The following is a 23,827-nucleotide window of genomic DNA, read 5'->3' on the forward strand; positions in this document are numbered from 1 at the left end:
CGCTGTGCGATGATCGGCCGGTCGCCCACCAGGAGGAGTGCTGTTGAAGCCCTACCCGTTCACCGCCGTCGTCGGGTTGCCGGACCTGCGTCTCGCGCTGGTCCTGTCCTCGATCTCGCCCGCCGTCGGCGGGGTGCTGGTGCGCGGCGAAAAGGGCACCGCGAAGTCGACCATGGTCCGCGCGCTGGCCGGGTTGCTGCCGGGCGTCGACGTCGTCGACGGCTGCCGGTTCTCCTGCGATCCCGCCGCCCCCGACCCGCTCTGCCCGGACGGCCCGCACGACGGCGCCAAGGCGCACCGGCGGCCCGCCAAGCTGGTCGAGCTGCCGGTCGGCGCGGCCGAAGACCGCGTGATCGGGTCGCTGCACCTCGAACGCGCGCTGGCCGAAGGCGTCACGGACTTCCAGCCCGGCCTGCTGGCCGCCGCGCACCGCGGGCTGCTCTACGTCGACGAGGTCAACCTGCTGCACGACCACCTCGTCGACACCCTGCTCGACGCCGCCGCGATGGGCCGCGCGACCGTCGAGCGCGAGGGCGTTTCGGTCTCGCACGCGGCGCGGTTCGTGCTGATCGGCACCATGAACCCGGAGGAGGGCGAGCTGCGGCCGCAGCTGCTGGACCGGTTCGGGCTGACCGTCGAGGTCGCCTCCAGCCGCGACCCCGAGCAGCGCGTCGAGGTCGTCCGGCGCCGCCTGGCCTACGAAGCCGATCCCGACGGTTTCGCCGCGCGGTACGCCGGCGAGGACGCCCGGCTCGCCGCGGAAATCGAGGCGGCGCAGAAGCTTCTGCCCGCCGTGAAGCTCCCCGACGACGCCCTGCGCCAGATCGCCGAGGTCTGCGCGTCCTTCGAGGTCGACGGCATGCGCGCGGACATCGTGACCGCCCGCACCGCGGTCGCGCACGCGGCCTGGGCCGGCCGCGACGAGGTGACCACCGAAGACGTCCGCGTCGCCGCGCGGCTCGCGCTGCCGCACCGGCGCCGCCGCAACCCGTTCGACGCGCCCGGCATCTCGGAAGAGCAGCTGGAGCAGGCCCTCCAGGACGCCCAGCCCCCGCAGCCCGGCCCCGAGGACGACGGTCCCGGCTCGGGTTCGACCCCGGACGAGGCCCCGCAGGAGATTCCGCCGGGCGACGCGCCCCAGGGACAGCCCCAGCAGCAGCGCAACGGCGGGCAGCAGAAGACCATCGGCGCCGGGGAAACGTTCAAGGCCAAGGTTTTCCGCGTCAAGGGCATGGGTGAGGGCGAGCGCGGACGCCGGTCGCGCGCGATCACCGACAGCGGCCGCACCATCGGCGTCCAGCCCCCGAGCGTCCGCGACGGACGGCCGCACCTGGTCGCGACCGTCAAAGCCGCGGCACCGCACCAGAAAGCCCGCGGCCGCGACGGCGCCGCGCTGAAGCTGCGCCCCGAAGACCTGCGTTACGCGCTGCGCGAAGGCCGTGAAGGCAACCTCGTGCTGTTCTGCGTCGACGCGTCCGGCTCGATGGGCGCCAAGGCTCGCATGCGCGAGGTCAAGACGGCGGTGCTGTCCCTGCTGCTCGACGCCTACCAGCGCCGCGACAAGGTCGGGCTGGTGACCTTCCGCGGTGCCGAAGCCGAACTCGCGCTGCCGCCGACGATCAGCGTCGACGCCGCCGCGGCCCGCCTCGAAGGCCTGCCCACCGGCGGCCGGACGCCGCTGGCCGAAGGGCTCCTGGAGGCCGCACGGGTGCTGCGCGTCGAGGAGATCCGCGACCCGCGGCGCCGCCCGCTGCTCGTCGTCGTCACCGACGGCCGCGCCACCAGCGGCCCGGACGCCGTCGCGCGCGCTCAGGCCGCGGCCGGACTGCTGAACGGCGTCACGACTGTCGTCATGGACTGCGAAAGCGGCAAGATGCGGCTCGGCCTGGCCGCCGATCTGGCCGCCCACCTCGGCGCCGAGCACGTTCCCCTCGCCGACGTCGCCGCCGAATCGCTGGCGAGCGCCGTCCGCGCCCGGACCGGAAGGGCCGCCTGATGCCACAGGGCAAACCGGAAACCGTCCCGAACGACGGGCTGACCACCCGCCAGCGCCGCAACCGGCCGCTGCTCGCCGTGCACACCGGCGAGATGAAGGGCAAGTCGACGGCCGCGTTCGGGATGGCGCTGCGCGCCTGGAACCAGGGCTGGTCGATCGGCGTGTTCCAGTTCGTGAAGTCGGCGAAGTGGCGCGTGGGCGAGGAAGCCGCGTTCAAGGCGCTGGGCAGGCTGCACGACGACACCGGCGAAGGCGGGCCGGTCGAGTGGCACAAGATGGGCGAGGGCTGGAGCTGGGCGCGCAAGTCTGGCACCGAAGCGGACCACGCCGCGAACGCCCGCGAGGGCTGGGCGGAGATCAAGCGCCGCCTCGCCGCCGAGGCGCACGACTTCTATGTCCTCGACGAGTTCTCCTACCTGCTCAAGTGGGGCTGGCTCGAGGTGGACGACGTCGTGTCCACCCTGACCTCGCGGCCCGGCCACCAGCACGTCGTCATCACCGGCCGGTACGCGCCGCCCGAGCTCGTCGAAGCCGCCGACCTGGTCGCCGAGATGACGAAGGTCAAGCACCCGATGGACGCCGGCCAGAAGGGCCAGCGGGGGATCGAGTGGTAGCGCGCGTGGTGGTCGCCGCGCCCGGTTCCGGGCACGGCAAGACCACCATCGCCGCCGGCCTGATGGCGGCGCTGCGCGCGGCCGGGCACCGGGTGTCCGGGCACAAGGTCGGCCCGGACTTCATCGACCCGGGCTACCACGCGCTCGCCACCGGACGGCCCGCGCGCAACCTCGACCCCTTCCTGCAGGGCGAGGACCGGCTGATCCCGTTGCTGCGCCACGGTTCCGCCGGTGCCGACATCGCCGTGATCGAAGGCGTGATGGGCCTGTTCGACGGCGCGCTCGGCACCGAGGGCTACGCCTCGACCGCGCACGTCGCCCGGCTGCTCGACGCCCCGGTCGTGCTCGTCGTCGACGCTTCGGCCGCCTCGCGCAGCGTCGCCGCGACCGTGCTCGGCTTCGCCCACTACGACAACCGCGTGCGGCTCGCCGGCGTCATCCTCAACAAGCTCGGCTCGCAGCGGCACCTCGACGAGATCGCCTCCGCGCTCGAAGCGACCGGCGTCCCGCTGCTGGGCGCGCTGTACCGCAACGAGGAGATCCACGCGCCGAGCCGGCACCTCGGGCTCGTCCCGGCGGCGGAACGGGCCGCGGAAGCCCAGCACGTGTTGCCCGCGCTGGCCGCGTGGGTCACCGAGGGCGTCGACCTCGAAGCGATCGTCCGGATCGCGTCGGGCGCGCCGCGGCTTTCGGCGCGGCCGTGGGAACCGTCCGGTGTGGACGGTCCGCGCGTGACGGTCGCGGCCGCCGGCGGACCCGCGTTCACCTTCCGGTACACCGAGAACGTCGAGCTGCTGGCCGCGTGCGGGGTGGACGTCGTGGACGTCGACCCGCTGCGCGACGAAGCCCTGCCCGAAGGGTGTGCGGGGCTGTACTTCGGCGGCGGGTTCCCCGAGGTGCACGCGGCCGAGCTGTCGGCGAACACGGCGTTGCGCGCGCAGGTCGCTTCGGCGATCGAGCGCGGGATGCCGGTCAGCGCCGAATGCGCCGGCCTGCTTTACCTGTGCCAGTCCCTGGATGGCCTCCCGATGGTCGGTGCGGTGCCCGCGGACGCGAAGATGACCGCCCGCGGCAAGCTCGGCTACCGGCGCGCGGTGGCCGTGGAGGACAACCTCCTGGCCGCGGCCGGGCAGCGCGTCACCGGGCACGAGTTCCACCGCACCGAGGTGACGCCGTCGCACGGCGCTACGGCGGCCTGGGGCTGGGACCGGCAGCTGGACGGCTTCGCTTCACCGACGCTGCACGCGTCCTACCTGCACGTCCACTGGGCGGGCTATCCGGAACTGGCCCAGCGGTTCGCGGCCCGGGTGCGGGCCCATGCGTGACTACGACCTGCACCACCACGGCGACCGCGAAGTCGGGCCGGGGCTGGTGGACCTCGCGGTGAACGTCCGCCTCCCGCGGCCACCCGCGTGGCTGCGCGACGAGCTGGCGTCCGCTTTGGACACCCTCGCGGCTTACCCCTCCTCCTCGGAAGCCGCGGCGGCGGTGGCCGCGCGGCACGGGCGTGCGGTGGACGAAGTCCTGGTCACCGCCGGTGCGGCGGAGGCGTTCACGCTGCTGGCGTCGGCTTTGCGGCCGCGCCGGGCAGTCGTCGTGCACCCGCAGTTCACCGAGCCCGAGGCCGCGTTGCGGGCCGCGGGGCACGATGTCTCGCGCGTGATCTTGTCCGAAGAGGACGGATTCGTGCTCGACCCGGCGCTGGTCCCGGCCGACGCGGACCTGGTGTTCGTCGGCAACCCGACCAACCCGACTTCGGTGCTGCACCCCGCTTCCGCGCTGCTGGCCTTGACGCGGCCGGGCCGGCTGCTCGTGGTGGACGAGGCGTTCCTCGACGCCGTTCCCGGCGAGGGGGAAAGCCTGGCCGGCGGGCACCCGGGCGTCGTCGTGCTGCGGAGCCTGACGAAGACGTGGGGCCTGGCCGGGCTGCGGGCGGGCTACGTGCTCGCCGAGCCCGAAGTCGTCGAGCGGCTGCGGGCGGTGCAGGTGCCGTGGTCGGTGTCCACCTTGGCCGCGGTCGCCACAGTGGCGTGCTGTCGTCCAAGCTCGTTGGAAGAAGCCGAGAAGCTGGCGGTAGCCGCGGAGGAAGATCGCGATTACCTGGTGTCCGGGCTGGCGTCGGCGGGTGTGCCGGTGCTGGGCGAGCCGCGCGGGCCGTTCGTGCTGGTGCGGATCCCGGACGGGGCCGCGGTGCGGGACCGGCTGCGGGACGCCGGCTACGCGGTCCGGCGCGGCGACACCTTCCCCGGCCTCGGCCCGGACCACCTGCGGCTCGCCGTGCGCGACCGCGCGACGACGGACGCGTTCCTGAAGGCGCTGGAAGAAGTTCGCTAAACACCGACAGGGGGCTGTCGCCACCACCGCCCACAGTGGGCGGAGCCGGGAAACGCCCGGCGTGGCAGCGAAAGGAACCCCATGCCCGGATTCAACGACGTCGCCTGGTTCGAGATCGGCGCGACCGACCCGGCGGCCGCCGAACGGTTCTACGGCGACGTCTTCGGCTGGAAGGCCGTCCAGGACGAGTCGGCGAGCCCCGACCCCGCCTACCGCGTGATCGACACCGGCGGCTCGCGCGGCGGGCTCGCCACGGGTGCCGGGGACTACGCGATCTTCACCGTGCTCGTCGAGGACGTCGCCGCCGCGTGCGAGCGCGCGGAAGCCGCCGGGGGCAAGGTGCAGCGGCCTCCGGTCGTCAACCCCGTCGGCGTCACGTTCGCGCACCTGCTCGATCCCGCGGGCAACCATTTTTCCGTGTTCACCCCGCCAAAGTGAGCTGTTCGACGACGCCGTAGGGGATGTCGAGGTCCTCGCGCCGCAACGGGCGGGGCGGGGGCACCTCGGCGGTCGCGGCGATCGAGGTGATGCGGTCGGTGCGGAAGACCCGGACCTGCTCGCGCAGCCGGCACCAGGCCACCAGGTACCAGTGGTCGGGCTTGCCGACGTAGCCCAGCGGCTCGACCTCCCGGCGCGTGACGGCTCCTTCCCGGTCGGCGTAGCCGATGCGCAGGACGCGGCGGGTGCCGAGCACGTGCGGCATCGGCGGCGGGCTGCCCGCGTCCCCGAGCAGGTGGACGCGGGCGGCGAGGTCCTGCGCCGCGGCGGCGTCGTCCTTCCGCATGGCGGCGACGAGCTTGCGCAGCGCCGACCCGGCTTCGGCGCGGAACGGCGTGCCGTCCAGCCGGCGCAGGGCGAGCGCCATCGCGACGGCTTCCCCCGGCGTCAGGTTGACCGGCGGCAGCGTGTGCGACCGGTCGAGGCAGTAGCCGCCGGTGCGCCCGGGTTCGGCGTAGATCGGCACGCCGGACTGCTGGAGCGCGCCGATGTCGCGCTCCACGGTGCGGGCGCTGACCTCGAACTTGCCCGCGAGCCAGCGCGCGCTCCGCGGGCGGGGCGCGACGGCGCGGAGCTCTTCGACGAGCGCGTACAAACGGTCGGTGCGGTTCACGTAGCCGACTGTAGGGATGGGGTACGACAGTTTCAGGCGAGCGCGAGGAGCGAGGCCGCGACGGCGGCTTCGACCCCGGCGCCGAGGACGTCGCCGGTGATGCCGCCGAGCCGTTTCGTGCAGCGGTTGAGGAGCGCGGCGGTGACCGCGTAGGCGAGGACGACCGCGAGCGGGCCGCGCCACCACGGGAGTCCGGGCAGGAGGGTGGCGAGTGCGGCGGCGGCCACGGCGATCGCGAGGGCGGCGGTGCGGGGGACCGAGCCCGCGACGGTGGCGCCGAGTCCTTCCGGCCGCGCGGAGGGGATGCCGCGGGCGCAGGCCATCGAGAGCGTGCAGCGGCCGATGAGGACGGCGGCGAACGCTTGGTACGGGTCGGTGAGGGCGCCGACTTGGATGAGGAGGGTGAGGACGAGGGTCGCGACGCCGGTCGGGCCCGAGTCGCCGCGGCGCATGACGTCGAGGGCCTTGGCGCGGTCGTAGGAGGCGCCCAGGCCGTCGGCGGTGTCGGCGAGGCCGTCGAGGTGGAGGCCTCGGCTGCCGAGGGCGACGGCGCCGACGGCGAGGGCGGCGGTGGCGAGGTCCGGGAGGTGGAGGGCTTGCCCGGCGGCGACGATGAGGGCGGCGGCGAGGGCCAGGGGGAGGGTGGCAAGGGGGGCGAGGACCATGGCGCCGCTCGCCGTGCGGGGGTTGATGGTGCGGGGGGCCGGGACCGGGATGGTGGTGAGGGTTCCGACGGCCATCCGCGCGGAGTCCCCCCAGCGGCTCACGCGCGCCCCAATGTGGCCTTGGGTGCGTGGGACGCACCGAAGGCCGCCTTGGGTGCGTGGGACGCAACCAAGGCCACATTGGGTGCGCGGGACGCAACCAAGGCCACCTTGGGTGCGCGGGACGCACCGAAGGCCACCTTGGGTGCGCGGGACGCAACCAAGGCCGCCTTGGGTGCGCTAGACGCAACGAAGGCCACATTGGGGCGCTTGGGCCCGGTGCTCACGCCAGGTCCGCCAGCAGGCCCATGTCCGCCAGGATCGCCCGCGCCGCTCGCAGGGTCGGGACTGCCTGCACCGCTCCGCTGCCCTCGCCCAGCCGCAGGCCGAGGTCCAGGATCGGCTCCAGTCCGAGCGCCTTCAGCGCGAACGCCTGCGAGGGCTCCGTCGACCGGTGCCCGGCCAGCCACCACTGCTCCGCGCCCGGTGCGATGTCCCGCGCGACCAGGGCCGCCGCGCCCGAGAAGACGCCGTCCAGCACGACCGGGATGCCGCGAACCGCTGCCTCGACCAGGAAGCCCGCCGTGGCCGCGAGGCACGCGCTGCCCAGCGCCGTCAGGCGGTCGAACGGGTCCTCGACGCGGCCCGAAGCCCGTGACAACGCTGCCGCCACCGCCGACGTCTTCCGCGACAGGCCCGCCGCGTCCACGCCCGTGCCCGTGCCGACCACCTCCGCCGCCGGCAGGCCCAGCGAGGCCGCGACCACCGCCGCGCACACCGCTGTGTTGCCGATGCCCATGTCGCCCGGGATGAGCAGGTCCGCTTCGCCCTCTTCGCCGGCGATCGCGCGGCCTGCCTCGAACGCCGCGCGCGCTTCGCCGGGGGCCAGCGCGTCCTCGACGTCGATCGAGCCCGAACCGCGGCGGATCTTGTGCGCCGTGACCGAGTCCGGGACGTCCGCCCCGTCCCAGTCGACGCCGAGGTCGGCCACCCGGACCCGCGCGCCGACCTGCGCCGCCAGCACGTTCACGCCGCTCTTGCCCGCCAGGAACACCCGGACCATCGCCGCGGTGACCTCGCGCGGGTACGCCGACAGCGCCGAGACGCCGTGGTCGCCCGCGAAGACCACCACCCGGACGTCGTCGAGCGGACGCGGCGGCACGCTGCCGTGCGCCGCGGACAGCCAGGCCGCGAGCTCCTCCAGCCTGCCGAGCGCGCCGAGGGGCTTGACCAGGCCGTCGAGCCGCTCCAGCGCGGCGGCGCGGGCGGCGGGGTCGGGCACGGGTACGTCGAACACGGGGCGCCTCCTGCTACAGGTCGAGCGCCCGGCCCGCGACGACCAGCACGACCCGGTCGGCGTCGGCGGACACCCGGTTGTTGAGTGCGCCCAGCACATCACGGAACAGCCGTCCGGACGACGTTGCGGGCACCACACCGCTGCCGACCTCGTTGCTGACCGCGACCACCGGCACCCGCGCCGCGGCCCACGCGGCGAGGAAGTCTTCGAGCCGGTCGTCGAGCCGGTGCTCCCAGCCGCGCTTGCCGTCCCAGGCGCCGATCTCGTCGAGGACGCGCGACAGCCAGGTGCCGAGGCAGTCGATGAGCAGCGGCTCGGTGGCCGTGCGCAGGGTGCCGGCGAGGTCGGTGGTCTCCACGGTCTTCCAGTGCGCCGGCCGTCGCGCCTGGTGCGCGGCCACCCGCGCGGCCCATTCGGGGTCGTCGTCGCTCGCGGGCAGGCCGGGCGCGACGTAGACGAGGTGCGGGTGGCGGGCCACGAGCCGCTCGGCGTGCCGCGACTTCCCCGAGCGGACGCCACCGAGGACCAGCACCTTGCCTTCGTCGCGGCCGTACCGGCGTAGTGCGCGCGCCAGGGTCTCGAGGTACCCGGCGAGCCGGTGGGTCAGCTTGGTCATACCCGGCATTGTGGTGCACGCGCTACCGTGCGCCACGTGCCACTCCGTCTAGGGACAACCGCTGCCGGACTCGTTACCGGATATGGGGCCGACGCTCTGTTCGGTGACCCCCGAACGGGCCATCCGGTCGCCCTGTTCGGGAGTGCCGCCGCGCGGCTGGAACACCGTCTGTGGGCGGACTCGAAGCCGCGCGGAGCCGTGTACGCGGGGTTGTGCACCTTCGCCGCTGTAGGGCTGGGCGTCGCGCTTCAGACGGCTTCACGGCGAAGTCCCTTCGCGCGCTTCGTGCTGACAGCGGTGTCTACCTGGGTCGTGCTGGGCGGACGCGGTCTCGCGGCCGAAGGCACCGAAATGGCCAGACTGCTCGAAGCGGGCGAAGTGCCCGAAGCGCGTCAGCGGCTCTCGCACCTCTGCGCGCGCGACGCGACGACGCTCGATTCCGCCGAACTGACCCGCGCGGCCACCGAGTCGATCGCCGAGAACACGTCGGACGCCGTGGTCGCGCCGCTGTTCTGGGGTGCGGTGGCCGGGCTGCCGGGGCTGCTCGGGTACCGGGCGCTCAACACGCTCGACGCCATGGTCGGCTACCGCTCCGCGCGCCACCGGAACTTCGGCTGGGCCGCGGCGCGGGCCGACGACCTGGTCAACCTGGTGCCCTCGCGGCTCGGGGCGGCGCTCACGGCGGTGTGCGCGGGCGGCCGGGCGCGGGCGTCGTGGCGGGTCTGGCGCCGCGACGGCGGGCAGCACCCCAGCCCGAACGCGGGTCAGGTCGAGGCGGCGTTCGCCGGCGCGCTGGACATCCGGCTGGGCGGGACGAACAGCTACGGCGGCGAGGTGGAGAGCCGGGCGAGGCTGGGGGAGGGCCGCGAGCCGGAGCCGGTGGACCTGCGGCGGGCAGTGCGGTTGTCCCGGCGGGTCGGCGCGGCCGCGCTGCTGGTCGCCGCCGCCATCGCAGCCCCCACCACTCCCTGGGGGGCGGCCCCTGTCCAGTCTATCGGCCCCCGCCGGGGGAAAAGCTCCGCTCGGCGATCTGTGGACAACTCGGGGGCCGGCGCCGTGGCTGTGGACAACCGGTGAGCGGCCTCCTCGTCGCCGGCACGACGTCCGATGCCGGGAAGAGCCTGGTCACCGCCGGGATCTGCCGGTGGCTCGCACGCCGCGGGATCCGCGTGGCCCCCTTCAAGGCCCAGAACATGTCCAACAACTCCATGGTCTGCGGCAACGGCGCCGAGATCGGCCGGGCGCAGTGGGTGCAGGCGCGCGCCGCCGGGGTGGAGCCCGAGGCCGCCATGAACCCCGTGCTGCTCAAGCCCGGGAGCGACCGGCGCAGTCACGTCGTCGCGCTCGGGAAGCCGTTCGGCACGCTCGAAGCCGGTGAGTACGCCACCGGCCGGGCCGGGCTCGCCGAAATCGCGTTCGGCGCGTACGAAGACCTCAGCGCCCGCTACGACGTCGTCGTCTGCGAGGGCGCCGGCAGCCCGGCGGAGATCAACCTCCGCGGCGGCGACTACGTCAACATGGGGCTCGCGCGGCGGTTCGGGCTGCCGGTCCTGGTCGTCGGCGACATCGACCGCGGCGGGGTGCTGGCCGCGATGTTCGGCACCCTCGCGCTGCTCTCGGCCGAGGACCAGGCGCTCGTCGCGGGCTGGGTGGTCAACAAGTTCCGCGGCGACGTCGGCCTGCTGCGCCCGGGCCTGGACAGCCTCGAGAAGGTCACCGGACGGCCCGTGCTGGGCGTGCTGCCCTGGCTCGACCGCGTGTGGATCGACTCGGAGGACGCGCTGGCGGCCGCGGGCTGGCGGCGGGAGACCCACGGCGGCGGCCTGCGCGTGGCCGTCGTCCGGTTCCCGCGCGCGTCCAACGCCACCGACGTCGACGCGCTCGCCGCCGAGCCCGGGGTCACGGTCACGCTGACCGCCGACCCGGACGTCGTCGTGGCCGCGGACGTCGTCGTGCTGCCCGGTTCGCGCGCCACCGTCGACGACCTCGCCTGGCTGCGCGAACGCGGCCTGGACAGGGCGGTCGCGGCGCGCGCGGCGGCCGGACGGCCGGTGCTCGGCATCTGCGGCGGCTACCAGATGCTCGCGGAGTCCATTGTGGACGATGTCGAGTCCGGCGCCGGTCCGGTGTCCGGGCTCGGCCTGCTGCCGACGCGGGTGGCGTTCGCCGCGGAGAAGGTGCTGGCGCGGCCGTCAGGGGAGTGGCGCGGAAACCCGGTGCGCGCCTACGAAATCCACCACGGCTCGGTGACCGCGCCGGCGGGTCTGGAGTCCTTTCTGGACGGCGTGCGCGCCGGATCGGTGTGGGGCACGATGTGGCACGGCGCCTTCGAGAACGACGGCTTCCGCCGCGCGTGGCTCACCGAAGCGGCGGCGCAGGCGGGCGTCGGGTGGACGCCCGCGCCGGACGCGCCCGGTTTCGGGGACCTGCGCGAGGAAATGCTCGACAAGCTGGCCGACGCGATCGACGCCCACCTGGACGCGGCGACGCTGCTCGCGTTGCTCGAGCGGGGCGCGCCGGCGGGACTTCCGTTCGTCCCGCCGGGCGCCCCCTAGTCAAGCGGCGACGGCGGTCTTCTTCGTGAGCGCCTTCTCCGCGAAGGCGCCGAAAGCCAGGCCCAGCGCCAGCCACAGCGTCACCTGCGTGCCGACCGACGCCGTGCGGAAGCTCCACAGCGTCGACGCCGGGAACTCCGCCGGGACCTCGTCGACCGCCGGCATCAGCCAGGCCACCACGCCGATCACGACGAGGTAGCCCGCCGCCGCGAGGAGGAAGCCGTTCCAGGCGCCGAAGCGGTCCGCGAGCTTGCGGCCGAACACCGTCGCGAGGATGCCCGCGAGCAGGGACACCGCGACGAACCCGAAGTACAGCTCGGTGCGCGCGCCGATCGTCCCCGGCTGGCCCACCGCGGGCGGGTTGGCCGGGTACTTGAGGAACGGCACCAGGAACACCACGGCGAACGCGCCCGCCGTGAGCAGCAGTGCCGTCACGCGCGGGCGCAGGGTGCCCAGGCGGCCTTGGGCGAACGCGAAGGCGAGCGAGAGCAGGCCGCCGATCGCCACGCCGTAGACCAGGACGCCGGTGAGCAGCCCGAGGGTGCTCTGGACGTCCCGGGGGACCAGCTCCTCGTCGTGCTCCTCGGCGGGCGTGGCGCCGGCGTCGTGCGAATGCGAGTGCGAGTGGCCGCCGGACTCTTCGAGGCCGATGGCGGTGTCGACCGACGGCTCACCGAAGGCGTAGGCGAACCCGAACGCGAGCACGCCGGCGATCAGGCCCGCGAGCATGCCGCGGACCAGCAGGGTCTTCATCATGGGAGTGCGTGCCCGCCGCTCAGTGGCAGGGGAAGGCCAGCAGGTGCCGGCCGTCGTGCACGAACTCGTGGACGTAGGAGTTCGCGAAGACCGCCATCGCGCCCTGCTCGGCGCTGACGAAGTACAGCGCGATCAGGGCGAGGAGCACCACGAACACCGCCCACGGCACGATCTCACGGATCGGGATGCGGATCGGGAGCGGGACGGCGGGAGCTGCCGTGTGGGACATGGGCGTGGCCTCCTCGGGCTTTCGCGGCCTCATCGGGGTCGGTCACGAGGGTCCGGGTCTGGCTTCCCCCTGGCGGGGGTCACAGTGGCGCGACCGCGCGGACTTGCACCGCGTTCCGGAATCTCCTCGTCTGGCCGGTTGAGCGTAGGTCCGCCGTTCCGGCCCCGTCAATGTGACAATGCCGCGGTGACTCGAATGGTGGCGGCCCTCGATGTGGGCGGGACGACGATCAAGGCGGCGTTGCTCGACGAGCAGCTGCGGCCCCAGGCGGCATTGCGGGCGGAGACGGCGCGCAGCGCGGACGGGACGGCGCTCGCGGCGCAGGTCGTGGACATCGTGGCCGCGCTGGCGGAGCAGGCGGGCACCGGGCGGCCCGCCGCCGTCGGGGTCGTGGTGCCCGGGATCGTCGACGAGGAGACCCGGATCTGCCACTTCTCGGCCAACCTCGACTGGCGCGAGGTGCACTTCGGCGAGCTCCTGGAAGGACGGCTCGGGCTGCCGGTGGCGTTCGGGCACGACGTCACCGCGGGCGGCATCGCCGAGTTCCGGGTCGGCGCCGGGCAGGGCGCGACGAACGCGGCGTTCATCCCGGTCGGCACCGGCATCGCGGCCGCGCTGCTGCTCGACGGCCGGATCCACCGCGCGCACGGGCAGGCGGGCGAGGTCGGGCACATCGACGTCGGCCACCCCGGCAAGTGCGGCTGCGGCGCGACCGGCTGCCTGGAGGCGATCTCGTCGGCGGCGTCGATCGCGCGCCGCTACACCGAGCGCACCGGCCGCCCGGCCGACGGCGCCCGCGAGGTGGTGGAGCTGGCCCGCGGCGGCGACGAGGTCGCGGTCGCGGTGGTCCAGGACGCGCTCGACGGCCTCGGCCACGGCATCCGGACGCTGCTGACGCTGCTCGGCCCGGAGGTGATCGTCCTGGGCGGCGGCCTGTTCACCGCGGCCGACTACGTGCTGGAGCCGGTGCGCGAGTGGCTGGCGGCGCACCTGACGTTCCAGAAGATGCCGGAGCTGCGGATCGCGAAGCTGGGCGACGAAGCCGGCCGCCTCGGCGCCGGCCTGCTGGCGTTCGACCTGTTGGACGCCTGAGCCAGGACCGGGTCAGCGCGGCCGGTCCGGCGGTCCCCGCGACGCCGCTACGCCAGCAGGACGTCGACCCCGGCCGCTTCGAACGCCTCGATGTGGCCGGGGTCCGCGCCCGAGTCGGTGATCAGCCGGTCGACCGCCGCCGTGTCGCAGATGCGGGCGAACGCGTGGCCGCCGAGCTTGCCGCTGTCCGCGATCACCACCACGTGCCGCGCCCGCGAGGCCATCAGCCGGTTGATGCTCGCTTCGCCTTCGTGGTGGGCGTACGCGCCGCGCTCGGCGTCGAACGCGTCCACGCCGAGGAACACCAGGTCGAGGGTGATCTGGTCGAGGAACAGGCTCGCCAGTGGCCCGGTCAGCTCGAAGGAGTGCTGCCGGGCGACGCCGCCGGTCACCACGATCTTGATGTGCGGGCGCACCGCCAGCTCGTGGGCGATGTTGAGCGCGTTGGTCACCACCGTCAGCGCCGGCGAGCCGTCCCGGCCCGGCGGTTCCGGGCGCAGCGCGAGCGCGCGGGCGACCTGGGTGCTCGTCGTGCCGCCGTTGAGGCCGATCACCATGCCGCGTTCGGCCAGGCGGGCGGCGGCGGCGCTGATGCGCTGCTTTTCGGGGGCGTTGCGCGCGGCCTTGTGCCGCAGCGGCAGGTCGTACGCCACGTTGCTGGCCACCGCGCCGCCCCGGGTGCGGGTCAGCAGCTGGCGCCCGGCCAGGTGGTCCAAGTCGCGCCGGATCGTCGCGGCGGAGACGTCGAGCTCTTCCGCGGAGGCCTCGACGTCGATCTTTTCCCGCTGCCCCACCATGTCCAGCAGTGCGCTGAGCCGTTCGTGCCGGTCCAAGCCCATCCCTCCGCAGCACCTTCCGAATCTGCAAAGGTACTACGCGGAAGCGGAAACGCGGGCCCCGAGCGGGGCCCGCGTTCCCTTGCCTAGCGGATCAGAACCACCACTGCGACTTGCCGCCCGCGATGAAGTCCCACAGCTGCAGCCGCGTGCCGTTGCCGCCGACCGAACCCTCGGCGGTCAGGTAGCGCGGGCTGGCCGGGGTCTGCTGGCGCAGGTAGCCCTCGGGGATCTCGGTCAGGCTCCACCACTGGTTCTTGCCACCGGCCTGGAAGTCCCAGAGCTGGATCTTGGTGCCGTTCTTGCCGATCGAGTTCGCGTCGGCGTCGAGGTACCGGCCGCTCTGGTAGTTCTGGAACCGGAAGTAGCCCTCCGGGTTCTGCGTCAGCCACCACGCCTGGTTGGCGGCGGTGTCGTTGCAGTCCCAGAGCTGCACCTTGGTGCCGTTGGCGTTGATGGTGTTCAGGTCGGCGTCCCAGCAGCGGCCGAAGGCCACGGACTCGATGAGGTACGGGCCCGGGTCGACGGCCGCGGCGGCCATCGTGTTCGTCGACTTCTTCTGCTGGACACCGGCCACCTTCGCCGGGCGCAGCTTCAGGTCGCCGATCGACGTGACCGCGGTGCCCTTGCCGTCGGCGGGCGCGGCGCCGGCCTGCGGCACGGCCACCAGGCCGAGCAGGCCCGCGGTCGCGGCGACCGTCACCATGAGGCGCTTCATCTTCGTCATCGTTCCCCTTTTCGGATCATCGGTGTGCTGACGACGAAGGCGCGCGGCAACCGGCGCCGGACCGTCGCGGCCCGGCGCTGGAACGTGCCGGCGATTCCCCCTCGTCGAGACCGCGAACCCCCGAAAGCGGTCTCTGGAGCCATCATTCAGGGCCCGTCCGTCCTCGTCGAGAAGATTTCCCGGAGAGGCAAAAACCCAGGTCAGCTATGTAACGGAACGAGATCTTCACCCGATGGAGGGGCAGAGACCCGGAGGGATCGTGCGCATCGACCTGACGTTGCCGGACCTCGTCCGCGTCGGCCTCGCCGCCGCGGCCGACCCGATGGGGGAGCTGGCCGCGAGCCTGCAGGTCCTGCAGCGGCGCGACGGCGGCCGGAACGCGGCTTCGGCGGCGTTCAACCGGTGGCGCTACCGGGTCTGGCAGGGCTTGCCGGACTCCGCGGCGGTGCTGATGTGGCTGTGCCGCCCGGACGCGCCGATCCCGGAGTTCCTGGTGCCCGCGGCGGGCCGCTACGACCTCGAGACGGGCCTCGCGGCGGTGCTGAAGGCGGACTCGGTGAGCCTCAAGGCCGCGTTGCGCACGGCGCCCGCCGACCACGACCTGCCACCGTGGGCGGCCGCCTTCGCCGACGGCGACACCGCCGGCCTGCCCCGGTTGGTCCAGGCCATGCAGGACTACCACGACCTGGCGCTCGCGCCGGGCTGGGACCTGCTGTGCGCCCAGGTGGACGCGGACCTCGGCATGCGCACGCAGGTGCTGCTCCACGGCGGCGTCGACGCGCTGCTGACCGGCTTGCGCCCCAAGGTCCGCTGGAGGGCCCCGGTCCTGGAGACCGACGACGGCCTCCCCGGCACCCTCCCGTCGGAAGGCACGGGCCTGCTGCTGGTCCCGACGTACTTTTCGGTGGCACCGTCGCTGGTTCCGCCGTTGCCGGGCGGCGTTCCCCGGCTCCTGTACCCGTGTGTCCGCCACGCGGCGCACACCGCGGGCCTCGACCGCGCGGCCCGGAAGGCACCGGGCAACGCGCTGGCGGACCTGCTGGGCCCGACCCGCGCGGCGGCGCTGACGATCCTGGCGGTCGGCTGCTCGACGTCGGAACTGGCGGCGCGGCTGGGGGTCACGCCGTCGGCGGTCAGCAAGCACACGACGGTGCTGCGGCGGGCGGGGCTGATCATCACGCACCGGGAGCGGAACACGGTGCTGCATTCGCTGACGCCGCTGGGAAGCGCTCTCTTGGACCGGTGAAGGCCGGTCGCGCGCGGTCTGCGGGCGGTGACGCCGAGGACCCGTCAGCCGAGCGAGGCGGTCGCCGCCACCAGTTCCGCCAGAGCCGCGCGGGAAAGCTCCCCGAAACCGCGCTCGTTCGACGGCTCCACCCACCGCGCGAAGCCCGTCGAGAAAGCCAGGCCGCCGATCTCCGCCGCCAGGCTCGCCGCCGGTTCCCCGACGCCGCGCTCGCGCAACGCCCCCGCCATCGCGGCCGTCAGCTTCGCGCGCTTCAGCAGTTCCCGCTCCCGCAGGTCGCTGTGGCCCGCGACCACTTCCTTCACCTTCCGCGCCCACTCCCGCCGCTCCGGCCCGAACTCCTCGCCGGTCGCGTCCAGCGCGGCTCCGATCGCCTCGATCGGTGTCGCTTCCGGGGGTGCCGCCGCGATCGAGTCGGCGAAGAGCCGCGTCAGGATCTCCTGCCCCGCGAACAGCACCTCGCGCTTGTCCGCGTAGTGGCGGAAGAACGTGCGCTTGGTCAGGCCGGCGCGCTCGGTGATCTCGGCGACGGTGACGCTCTCGTAGCCCCGGTCGAGGAACTCCGCCACCGCGGCGCGCATCAGCCGCTCGCGCGTGTTCGGCTCCCAGCGGCTCATGCGGTCCAGCTTAGGCGATGACACCAGGTGTCATCACGGTGCTAGGGTGATGGCACCAGGTGTCATCACAGCACGGAGGTTGTCATGCGGGTATTCGTCACCGGCGCGTCGGGCTGGATCGGCTCGGCCGTCGTCCCCGAGCTGCTCGGCGCGGGGCACGAGGTCGTCGGGCTGGCCCGGTCGGACGCTTCGGCGGCCGCGGTCGAAGCCATGGGCGCGGACGTGCTCCGCGGCGACCTGACCGACCTCGACACCCTGAAGAACGCCGCCGAGCGCGCCGACGGCGTCGTCCACCTGGCCTTCGGGCACGACTTCAGCCGGATCGCCGAGTCGATCGAGACCGACGCGCGTGCGGTCGAAGCACTGGGTTCGGCGGTGGCGGGGAAGCCGTTCGTGGCCGCGTCGGGCACGCCGGTGGTCGCCGGGCGGCCGTCGACCGAGCAGGACGAGCCCGAGGGCTTCGGGCCGCTGGCGGGCCGGCTGGACATCGCCCGCTCGGTCGTCGCCATGGCGGGGCGCGGGGTCCGCTCGTCGGTGGTGCGGCTGCCGCGCTCGGTGCACGGCGAAGGCGACCGGCACGGCTTCATCGTCCGGCTGGTCGAGTTCAGCCGCGAGAAGGGGGCCGCGGCCTACGTCGGTGACGGCACGCAGCGCTGGCCCGCGGTGCACGTCCTCGACGCCGCGCACCTGTTCCGGCTGGCCCTGGAGCAGGCCCCGGCGGGCTCGGTGCTGCACGCGGTGGGCGACGAAGGCGTCGAGATCCGCGAGATCGCCGCGGTGATCGGCAGGCACCTCGAGCTGCCGACCGCGTCGGTGCCGGCCGAGGAACTGGGTTTCCTGGGCGGGATCCTGGCGGTCGACCAGCCGGCGCGCAGCACGCACACGCGGGAGCTGCTCGGCTGGCGCCCGACCCGGCCCGGCCTCCTCGAGGACATCGAGAAGGGCCACTACTTCGGCTGAAAAGTGGGACAGCGCCGGCGGAGGTGGCGACAGTGACACCTCCGCCGACGCCGGGTTCTACGCGATCGGCCGGTCCGTCGGCGCGATCGGGGCGGGCAGGAAGTCCCGCCCGGTCAGGAAAGCGTCGACGCCGGCCGCGGCGCTGCGGCCCTCCGCGATCGCCCACACGATCAGGGACTGGCCGCGGCCCATGTCGCCGGCCACAAACACGTTGTCCAGGCTGGTCTTGAACGCCTTGTCGCGGGCGACGTTGCCGCGCGCGTCCAGCTCGACGCCGAGGTCCTCCAGGAGCCCCTGCTTCTGCGGGCCGAGGAAGCCCATGGCCAGCAGGACGAGCTGCGCGGGCAGCTCGCGCTCGGAACCCTCGACGGGGACGAACTTGCCGCCCTCGTTGCGCACCTCGACCAGCTTCAGCGCGCGGACCCGGCCGGAGTCGTCGCCCAGGAACTCCTGCGTGTTGACCGCGTACAGCCGCTCGCCGCCCTCTTCGTGCGCCGAGGACACCCGGTAGATCATCGGGTACGTCGGCCACGGGTGGGCGTCCGACCGCGACTCCGGCGGCTTGGGCATGATCTCCAACTGCGTCACCGAACGCGCGCCCTGGCGGTGCGACGTCCCGACGCAGTCCGCGCCGGTGTCGCCGCCGCCGATCACGACCACGTCCAGGCCCGAAGCGTCGAACGGCGACTTCTCCAGCTCGCCCGAGGCGACCCGGTTGGCCGGCGGCAGGAACTCCATCGCCTGGTGGATGCCGTCCAGCTCCCGGCCCGGGATCGGCAGGTCGCGCCAGTCGGTCGCGCCACCGGCGAGCACAACGGCGTCGTACGAAGCAGTCAGCTCCTCGGCCGTGACGTCCACGCCGACGTTCACCGACGTCCGGAACTCCGTGCCCTCGGCGCGCATCTGGTCGAGCCGCCGGTCGAGGCGGGACTTCTCCATCTTGAACTCGGGGATGCCGTAGCGCAGCAGCCCGCCGATCTTGTCGGCCCGCTCGAGGACCACGACGCTGTGGCCCGCGCGCGTGAGCTGCTGCGCCGCGGCGAGTCCCGACGGACCGGAGCCCACGACCGCGACCTTCTTGCCGGTGCGGACGGCGGGGACCTCCGGCGTGATCCAGCCTTCTTCGAAGGCGCGGTCGACGATGGAGATCTCGACGCGCTTGATGGTCACCGGGTCGTCGTTGATCCCGAGCACGCACGCGGTTTCGCACGGGGCAGGGCACAGCGTGCCGGTGAACTCCGGGAAGTTGTTCGTCGCGTGCAGCCGGTCGATGGCCTGGCGCCAGTCGTCCCGCCACACCAGCGTGTTCCACTCCGGGATGAGGTTCCCGAGCGGGCAGCCCTGGTGGCAGAACGGGATGCCGCAGTCCATGCAGCGGCCGGCCTGCTTCTCCAGCTTCGTCGTCGCGAAGTCTTCGTAGACCTCTCGCCAGTCCATCAGCCGGAGGTCGACGGGACGGCGCTTGGGTTCTTCGCGCGTGGTGGTCAGAAAGCCCTTGGGGTCAGCCATGTGCGGCCTCCATGATCGCCTCGTTCACGTCGCGCCCGTCGCGCTCGGCCTGCACCTGCGCCGCGAGCACGCGCTTGTAGTCCTTCGGCATGACCTTCCCGAAGCGGTCGACACCCGCGTCCCAGTCGGCCAGCAGTTCCCGCGCGACCGCGGATTCCGTTTCGTCGTAGTGCTTTTCCAGCGTCTCGCGCAGGAAGTCCGCGTCCTCGGAGTCGAGCGGGTCGAGGTCGACCATCTCCGGGTTGACGCGGTGCGCGGGCAGGTCGAGCACGTAGGCGATGCCGCCGGACATGCCGGCCGCGAAGTTGCGCCCGATCGGGCCGAGCACGACCATCCGGCCGCCGGTCATGTACTCGCCGCCGTGGTCGCCGACGCCTTCGACGACGGCCAGCGCGCCCGAGTTGCGCACGCAGAACCGCTCGCCGACCTTGCCGCGGATGAAGATCTCACCGCTGGTGGCGCCGTAGGCGATGACGTTGCCCGCGATGATCTGCTCTTCGGCGACGTACTTCGCCTCACGCGGCGGCCGCACGATGAGCCGGCCACCGGAGAGGCCCTTGCCGACGTAGTCGTTGCCGTCGCCGATCAGCCGCAGCGTGATGCCCTTCGGCACGAACGCGCCGAACGACTGGCCCGCGGTGCCGGTGAAGGTGACGTCGATGGTGTCGTCGGGCAGGCCTTCGCCGCCCCACCGCTTGGTCAGCTCGGAGCCGAGCATGGTGCCGACGGTCCGGTTGACGTTGCGGACGGGCAGTTCCAGCCGCACCTTGTCGCCGGAGTTCAACGCGCCTTCGGCCAGCTGGATCAGCGTGTTGTCGAGCGCCTTCTCCAGCCCGTGGTCCTGCAGCGTCTGCTGCAGGCGCAGGCCCGCCGGCGCCATGTCGGGCACGTGGAAGATCGGCGACAGGTCCAGCCCCGAAGCCTTCCAGTGCTCGATCGCCTTGCGCTTGTCGAGGAACTCGGCGTGGCCGACCGCCTCGGCGATCGACCGGAAGCCCAGCTCCGCCAGGTACTCCCGCACTTCCTGGGCGATGAACTCGAAGAAGTTGACGACGTACTCGGCCTTGCCGCTGAACTTCTCGCGCAGCTTCGGGTTCTGCGTCGCGACGCCCACCGGGCACGTGTCGAGGTGGCAGACCCGCATCATGATGCAGCCCGACACCACCAGCGGCGCGGTCGCGAAACCGAACTCCTCGGCCCCGAGCAGCGCGGCGACGACGACGTCACGCCCGGTCTTGAGCTGGCCGTCGGTCTGCACGACGATCCGGTCGCGCAGCCGGTTGGCCAGCAGCGTCTGCTGCGTCTCGGCCAGGCCCAGCTCCCACGGGCCACCCGCGTGCTTGATCGACGACAGCGGCGACGCGCCGGTGCCGCCGTCGTGGCCCGAGATGAGCACGACGTCGGCGTGCGCCTTGGACACACCGGCCGCGACCGTGCCGACGCCGACCTCGGACACGAGCTTCACGTGGATGCGCGCGTTCGGGTTGGCGTTCTTGAGGTCGTGGATCAGCTGGGCGAGGTCCTCGATCGAGTAGATGTCGTGGTGCGGCGGCGGCGAAATCAAACCCACGCCCGGCGTCGAGAACCGCGTCTTCGCGATCCACGGGTACACCTTCGCGCCGGGCAGCTGCCCGCCCTCGCCGGGCTTCGCGCCCTGCGCCATCTTGATCTGGATGTCGTCGGCGTTGACGAGGTACTCGCTCGTGACGCCGAAGCGGCCGGACGCGACCTGCTTCACGGCGCTACGCCGCTCCGGGTCGTACAGGCGCTCCGCGTCTTCGCCGCCCTCACCGGTGTTCGACTTGCCGCCGAGGCGGTTCATCGCGATCGCGAGGGTCTGGTGCATCTCCATCGAGATCGACCCGTAGGAGATGGCGCCGGTGGCGAACCGCTTGACGATCTCCGAGACCGGCTCGACCTCCTCGATCGGCACCGGCGCGCGCTTGCCGTACTTGAAGTCGAACAGCCCGCGCAGCGTCAGCAGCTTCTCGGCCTGGTCGTCGACGGCCTTCGTGTACTCCTTGAAGATCTCGTACTTCCCGGAGCGCGTGGAGTGCTGGAGCTTGAAGACGGTCTGCGGGTTGAACAGGTGCGGCTCGCCCTCGCGGCGCCACTGGTAGTCCGCGCCGGTCTCCAGCTCGCGGTGCGACGCCCGGACGCCGTCGGCCGGGAACGCGTACTTGTGCCGCTTCGCGACCTCGTCGGCGAGGGTCTCGAAGCCGACGCCGCCGAGGCGGGACGTCGTGCCGGTGAAGCAGGTCTCGATGACCTCTTCGCCGAGCCCGATCGCCTCGAAGATCTGCGCGCCGGTGTAGGACGCGACGGTCGAGACGCCCATCTTGGACATCGTCTTGCGGACGCCCTTGCCGAGCGCCTTGATCAGGTTCTGCGTCGCTTCCTTCGGCGTGACACCCGGGATCAGGCCCTGGTGGGCCATCTCCTCGACGGTCGCCATCGCCAGGTACGGGTTCACCGCGGCGACGCCGTAGCCGATCAGCAGCGCGATGTGGTGCACCTCGCGCGCGTCGCCCGCCTCGACGATGAGGCCGACCTGCGTACGCGTCTTCTCGCGGACGAGGTGGTGGTGCACGGCGCCGGTCAGCAGCAGCGAGGGGATCGGCGCGTGGTCTTCGTCGACCCCGCGGTCGGACAGCACGATCAGCCGCGCGCCGTCCTCGATCGCCTCCGACACCTCGGCGCGGATCTCGTCGAGGCGCTTGAGCAGCGCGTCGCCGCCGCCGTGGACGTTGTAGCGGCCGAGCACCGTGACGGCCTGGAACTCGGGCAGGTCGCCGTCGTCGTTGACGTGCACCAGCTTGGCGAGCTGGTCGTTGTCGAGCACCGGGAACGGCAGCACGATCCGGCGGCAGCTGGCGGCGTCGCCGGTCAGCAGGTTCGGCTCGGCGCCGATCTGCGTACCGAGCGCGGTGACGAGCTCCTCGCGGATTGCGTCCAGCGGCGGGTTCGTCACCTGGGCGAAGAGCTGGATGAAGTAGTCGAAGATCAGCCGCGGCCGGCTGGACAGCGTCGCGATCGGCGAGTCGTTGCCCATCGAGCCGATCGGCTCCGCGCCGGTGCGGGCCATCGGCTCGAGGATGGTGTCGAGCTCCTCCTCGGTGTAGCCGAACGCCTGCTGGCGGCGCACGAGCGCGGCGTGGAGCGGGACCTCGCGGTCGCGCTCGGGCAGGTCCTCCAGGTGCAGGAGACCGGCCTCGACCCACTCGTCGTAGGGGTGCGCGGTGGCCAGCTCGGTCTTGATCTCGTCGTCCTCGATGATCCGGCCCTCGGCGGTGTCCACGAGGAACATCCGGCCGGGTTCGAGGCGTCCCTTGCGGACGATCGTCGCCGGGTCGATGTCGAGCACGCCGACCTCGGAGGCCAGCACGACGAGGCCGTCGTCGGTCACCCAGTACCGGCCGGGGCGCAGGCCGTTGCGGTCGAGGACCGCGCCGATCTGGGAGCCGTCGGTGAAGGCGACCAGCGCCGGGCCGTCCCACGGTTCCATCAGCGTCGAGTGGAACTCGTAGAAGGCGCGCCGGGCCGGGTCCATCTCCTGGTGGTTCTCCCAGGCCTCCGGGATCATCATCAGGACCGAGTGCGGCAGCGAGCGGCCGCCGAGGTGGAGCAGCTCCAGCACCTCGTCGAACGACGCCGAGTCGCTGGCGCCGCGGGTGATCACCGGGTAGATCCGCTTGAGGTCGCCCGGGACCAGGTCGGTCTCGAGCAGCGCCTCGCGGGCGTCCATCCAGTTGCGGTTGCCGCGCAGGGTGTTGATCTCGCCGTTGTGCGCGACGTACCGGTACGGGTGCGCCAGCGGCCACGACGGGAAGGTGTTGGTGGAGAAGCGGGAGTGCACCAGGCCGATGGCGCTGGTGACGCGCTCGTCGGTGAGGTCGGCGAAGAAGCGCTCGACCTGCGGCTCGGTGAGCATTCCTTTGTAGACGATCGTGCGCGAGGACAGCGACGGGAAGTAGACGTCGTCCTCGACGAGCTCGTGCTCGGCGCGCTTGCGGACGCAGAAGGCGCTGCGCTCGATGTGCAGCGGGTCCGAGTGCTCCGGCTTCGGGCGGCGCGCGGCGAGGAACAGCTGCGTGAAGTGCGGCATGGTCTCGGCCGCGGTCGGCCCGCAGTGCTCGGTGTGCACCGGCAGCTCGCGCCAGCCGAGGACGCGCATGTCCTCTTCCGCGGCGATGCGCTCGATGGTCGTCATGGCCCGGCCGCGGCGCTTTTCGTCCTGCGGCAGGAAAGCGGTGCCGACGGCGTAGGTGCCCGGCTCGGGCAGCTCGAAGTCGACGACTTCGCGGTAGAACTCGTCCGGGACCTGGATGAGCAGTCCCGCGCCGTCCCCGGTGTCCGGTTCGGCACCCCGCGCCCCGCGGTGTTCCAGGTTGCGCAACGCGACCAGGGCTTTGGCGACGATCGCATGATCGCGCCGCCCGGTCAGGTCGGCGACGAAGGCGACACCGCAGGCGTCGTGTTCGTAGTCGCTCCGGTAGAGGCCTTCGGCCTCGGCGTTGCTGAACTGCTCCCCGGACGGGGGCAGGGAATTGGCACGGTGGGTCACGGCTGGCCGCCTCCCAAGGCGTTGGCGCGACCGGTACTCACTCCATCGTGTGGTTCGAGCTGAA

General features: G+C 72.9%; 21 protein-coding genes. 10 read left to right on the forward strand and 11 right to left on the reverse strand.

All coding sequences use genetic code 11. The features are described from left to right. Window positions 1–43 precede the first annotated feature (43 nt). From EIY87_RS31750 to EIY87_RS31770, 5 genes are all read left to right on the forward strand, one after another. Complete coding sequence (locus tag EIY87_RS31750; RefSeq protein ID WP_125313463.1) at window positions 44–1,996, forward strand: putative cobaltochelatase; 1,953 nt, start codon at window positions 44–46, stop codon at window positions 1,994–1,996. Further along, the gene (gene cobO / locus EIY87_RS31755; protein ID WP_125313464.1) at window positions 1,996–2,610 is read left to right on the forward strand and encodes a cob(I)yrinic acid a,c-diamide adenosyltransferase; all 615 of its coding nucleotides are present in this window, start codon (window positions 1,996–1,998) and stop codon (window positions 2,608–2,610) included. Before EIY87_RS31750 ends, cobO begins: the two co-directional genes overlap by 1 nt. Next, on the forward strand, window positions 2,604–3,935 hold the full coding sequence (locus EIY87_RS31760; protein WP_125313465.1) for a cobyrinate a,c-diamide synthase: 1,332 nt from the start codon (window positions 2,604–2,606) through the stop codon (window positions 3,933–3,935). The genes cobO and EIY87_RS31760 overlap by 7 nt, the downstream gene beginning before the upstream one ends. Then, window positions 3,928–4,944 (forward strand): Rv2231c family pyridoxal phosphate-dependent protein CobC, encoded by a 1,017-nt coding sequence (gene cobC, locus EIY87_RS31765; RefSeq protein ID WP_125313466.1) that lies wholly within the window; start codon window positions 3,928–3,930, stop codon window positions 4,942–4,944. The genes EIY87_RS31760 and cobC overlap by 8 nt, the downstream gene beginning before the upstream one ends. Window positions 4,945–5,025: 81 nt before the next feature. Next, the gene (locus EIY87_RS31770; protein WP_125313467.1) at window positions 5,026–5,382 is read left to right on the forward strand and encodes a VOC family protein; all 357 of its coding nucleotides are present in this window, start codon (window positions 5,026–5,028) and stop codon (window positions 5,380–5,382) included. Here EIY87_RS31770 and EIY87_RS31775 read toward each other — a convergent pair. The 4 genes from EIY87_RS31775 to EIY87_RS31790 all read right to left on the reverse strand — a co-directional run bounded on the left by EIY87_RS31775 (window position 5,366) and on the right by EIY87_RS31790 (window position 8,672). Next, window positions 5,366–6,055 carry a helix-turn-helix transcriptional regulator gene (locus EIY87_RS31775; protein ID WP_191984322.1) on the reverse strand — a complete coding sequence of 230 codons (690 nt, stop codon included), beginning with the start codon at window positions 6,053–6,055 and terminating at the stop codon, window positions 5,366–5,368. The genes EIY87_RS31770 and EIY87_RS31775 overlap by 17 nt on opposite strands. Before the next feature lie 32 nt (window positions 6,056–6,087). Next, window positions 6,088–6,795 (reverse strand): adenosylcobinamide-GDP ribazoletransferase, encoded by a 708-nt coding sequence (locus EIY87_RS31780; protein ID WP_125313468.1) that lies wholly within the window; start codon window positions 6,793–6,795, stop codon window positions 6,088–6,090. Window positions 6,796–7,042: 247 nt separating this feature from the next. Next, a complete protein-coding gene (cobT, locus tag EIY87_RS31785) occupies window positions 7,043–8,056 on the reverse strand; it encodes a nicotinate-nucleotide--dimethylbenzimidazole phosphoribosyltransferase (protein ID WP_125313469.1) in 1,014 nt (337 codons plus the stop codon). A gap of 13 nt (window positions 8,057–8,069) precedes the next feature. Beyond that, window positions 8,070–8,672, reverse strand: a complete 603-nt coding sequence (locus EIY87_RS31790; protein ID WP_125313470.1) for a bifunctional adenosylcobinamide kinase/adenosylcobinamide-phosphate guanylyltransferase — start codon at window positions 8,670–8,672, stop codon at window positions 8,070–8,072. Window positions 8,673–8,708: 36 nt separating this feature from the next. On the opposite strand from EIY87_RS31790, the gene EIY87_RS31795 reads away from it, so the two are divergent. Both EIY87_RS31795 and EIY87_RS31800 read left to right on the forward strand, forming a co-directional pair. Then, window positions 8,709–9,749 (forward strand): cobalamin biosynthesis protein, encoded by a 1,041-nt coding sequence (locus EIY87_RS31795; protein WP_125313471.1) that lies wholly within the window; start codon window positions 8,709–8,711, stop codon window positions 9,747–9,749. Beyond that, the gene (locus EIY87_RS31800; RefSeq protein ID WP_125313472.1) at window positions 9,746–11,227 is read left to right on the forward strand and encodes a cobyric acid synthase; all 1,482 of its coding nucleotides are present in this window, start codon (window positions 9,746–9,748) and stop codon (window positions 11,225–11,227) included. Before EIY87_RS31795 ends, EIY87_RS31800 begins: the two co-directional genes overlap by 4 nt. Here EIY87_RS31800 and EIY87_RS31805 read toward each other — a convergent pair whose 3' ends face one another. Both EIY87_RS31805 and EIY87_RS31810 read right to left on the reverse strand, forming a co-directional pair. Continuing rightward, window positions 11,228–11,983 (reverse strand): CbtA family protein, encoded by a 756-nt coding sequence (locus tag EIY87_RS31805; protein WP_125313473.1) that lies wholly within the window; start codon window positions 11,981–11,983, stop codon window positions 11,228–11,230. Between the two features lie 19 nt (window positions 11,984–12,002). Further along, a complete protein-coding gene (locus EIY87_RS31810; protein ID WP_125313474.1) occupies window positions 12,003–12,212 on the reverse strand; it encodes a CbtB domain-containing protein in 210 nt (69 codons plus the stop codon). 195 nt (window positions 12,213–12,407) lie between these two features. Here EIY87_RS31810 and EIY87_RS31815 point away from each other — a divergent pair, with 195 nt between their 5' ends. Further along, window positions 12,408–13,304 (forward strand): ROK family protein, encoded by an 897-nt coding sequence (locus EIY87_RS31815; RefSeq protein WP_086864382.1) that lies wholly within the window; start codon window positions 12,408–12,410, stop codon window positions 13,302–13,304. 47 nt (window positions 13,305–13,351) lie between these two features. Here EIY87_RS31815 and EIY87_RS31820 read toward each other — a convergent pair whose 3' ends face one another. Together EIY87_RS31820 and EIY87_RS31825 are read right to left on the reverse strand one after the other, a co-directional pair. Beyond that, the gene (locus EIY87_RS31820; RefSeq protein WP_375336688.1) at window positions 13,352–14,143 is read right to left on the reverse strand and encodes a DeoR/GlpR family DNA-binding transcription regulator; all 792 of its coding nucleotides are present in this window, start codon (window positions 14,141–14,143) and stop codon (window positions 13,352–13,354) included. A 91-nt stretch (window positions 14,144–14,234) separates the two neighbouring features. Continuing rightward, on the reverse strand, window positions 14,235–14,867 hold the full coding sequence (locus EIY87_RS31825) for an RICIN domain-containing protein (protein ID WP_125313475.1): 633 nt from the start codon (window positions 14,865–14,867) through the stop codon (window positions 14,235–14,237). Window positions 14,868–15,126: 259 nt separating this feature from the next. Between EIY87_RS31825 and EIY87_RS31830 the strand changes: the two genes are divergently transcribed. Next, window positions 15,127–16,113 (forward strand): ArsR/SmtB family transcription factor, encoded by a 987-nt coding sequence (locus tag EIY87_RS31830; protein WP_125313476.1) that lies wholly within the window; start codon window positions 15,127–15,129, stop codon window positions 16,111–16,113. Window positions 16,114–16,157: 44 nt separating this feature from the next. On the opposite strand, the gene EIY87_RS31835 is transcribed toward EIY87_RS31830, so the two are convergent. After that, on the reverse strand, window positions 16,158–16,730 hold the full coding sequence (locus EIY87_RS31835) for a TetR/AcrR family transcriptional regulator (RefSeq protein WP_125313477.1): 573 nt from the start codon (window positions 16,728–16,730) through the stop codon (window positions 16,158–16,160). Between the two features lie 84 nt (window positions 16,731–16,814). Here EIY87_RS31835 and EIY87_RS31840 point away from each other — a divergent pair, with 84 nt between their 5' ends. After that, window positions 16,815–17,690: an SDR family oxidoreductase gene (locus EIY87_RS31840; protein ID WP_125313478.1), complete on the forward strand. Its 876-nt coding sequence runs from the start codon at window positions 16,815–16,817 to the stop codon at window positions 17,688–17,690. A gap of 57 nt (window positions 17,691–17,747) precedes the next feature. Here the strand turns inward: EIY87_RS31840 and EIY87_RS31845 are convergent, their stop codons facing one another. Further along, the gene (locus tag EIY87_RS31845; RefSeq protein ID WP_125313479.1) at window positions 17,748–19,199 is read right to left on the reverse strand and encodes a glutamate synthase subunit beta; all 1,452 of its coding nucleotides are present in this window, start codon (window positions 19,197–19,199) and stop codon (window positions 17,748–17,750) included. Beyond that, on the reverse strand, window positions 19,192–23,763 hold the full coding sequence (gene gltB, locus EIY87_RS31850) for a glutamate synthase large subunit (protein ID WP_125313480.1): 4,572 nt from the start codon (window positions 23,761–23,763) through the stop codon (window positions 19,192–19,194). Before gltB ends, EIY87_RS31845 begins: the two co-directional genes overlap by 8 nt. Window positions 23,764–23,827: the final 64 nt, after the last annotated feature.

It is taken from the genome of Amycolatopsis eburnea (assembly GCF_003937945.1).
GTDB lineage: Bacteria > Actinomycetota > Actinomycetes > Mycobacteriales > Pseudonocardiaceae > Amycolatopsis > Amycolatopsis eburnea.

Bases quoted from the DNA above. Each gene is read 5' to 3' on its own strand.
- cobO (WP_125313464.1), top strand. From the start codon at position 1,996: ATGCCACAGGGCAAACCGGAAACCGTCCCGAACGACGGGCTGACCACC.
- cobC (WP_125313466.1), top strand. From the start codon at position 3,928: ATGCGTGACTACGACCTGCACCACCACGGCGACCGCGAAGTCGGGCCG.
- EIY87_RS31770 (WP_125313467.1), top strand. From the start codon at position 5,026: ATGCCCGGATTCAACGACGTCGCCTGGTTCGAGATCGGCGCGACCGAC.
- EIY87_RS31780 (WP_125313468.1), bottom strand. From the start codon at position 6,795: ATGGCCGTCGGAACCCTCACCACCATCCCGGTCCCGGCCCCCCGCACC.
- EIY87_RS31790 (WP_125313470.1), bottom strand. From the start codon at position 8,672: ATGACCAAGCTGACCCACCGGCTCGCCGGGTACCTCGAGACCCTGGCG.
- EIY87_RS31805 (WP_125313473.1), bottom strand. From the start codon at position 11,983: ATGATGAAGACCCTGCTGGTCCGCGGCATGCTCGCGGGCCTGATCGCC.
- EIY87_RS31810 (WP_125313474.1), bottom strand. From the start codon at position 12,212: ATGTCCCACACGGCAGCTCCCGCCGTCCCGCTCCCGATCCGCATCCCG.
- EIY87_RS31815 (WP_086864382.1), top strand. From the start codon at position 12,408: ATGGTGGCGGCCCTCGATGTGGGCGGGACGACGATCAAGGCGGCGTTG.
- EIY87_RS31820 (WP_375336688.1), bottom strand. From the start codon at position 14,143: ATGGGCTTGGACCGGCACGAACGGCTCAGCGCACTGCTGGACATGGTG.
- EIY87_RS31825 (WP_125313475.1), bottom strand. From the start codon at position 14,867: ATGACGAAGATGAAGCGCCTCATGGTGACGGTCGCCGCGACCGCGGGC.
- EIY87_RS31835 (WP_125313477.1), bottom strand. From the start codon at position 16,730: ATGAGCCGCTGGGAGCCGAACACGCGCGAGCGGCTGATGCGCGCCGCG.
- EIY87_RS31840 (WP_125313478.1), top strand. From the start codon at position 16,815: ATGCGGGTATTCGTCACCGGCGCGTCGGGCTGGATCGGCTCGGCCGTC.
- EIY87_RS31845 (WP_125313479.1), bottom strand. From the start codon at position 19,199: ATGGCTGACCCCAAGGGCTTTCTGACCACCACGCGCGAAGAACCCAAG.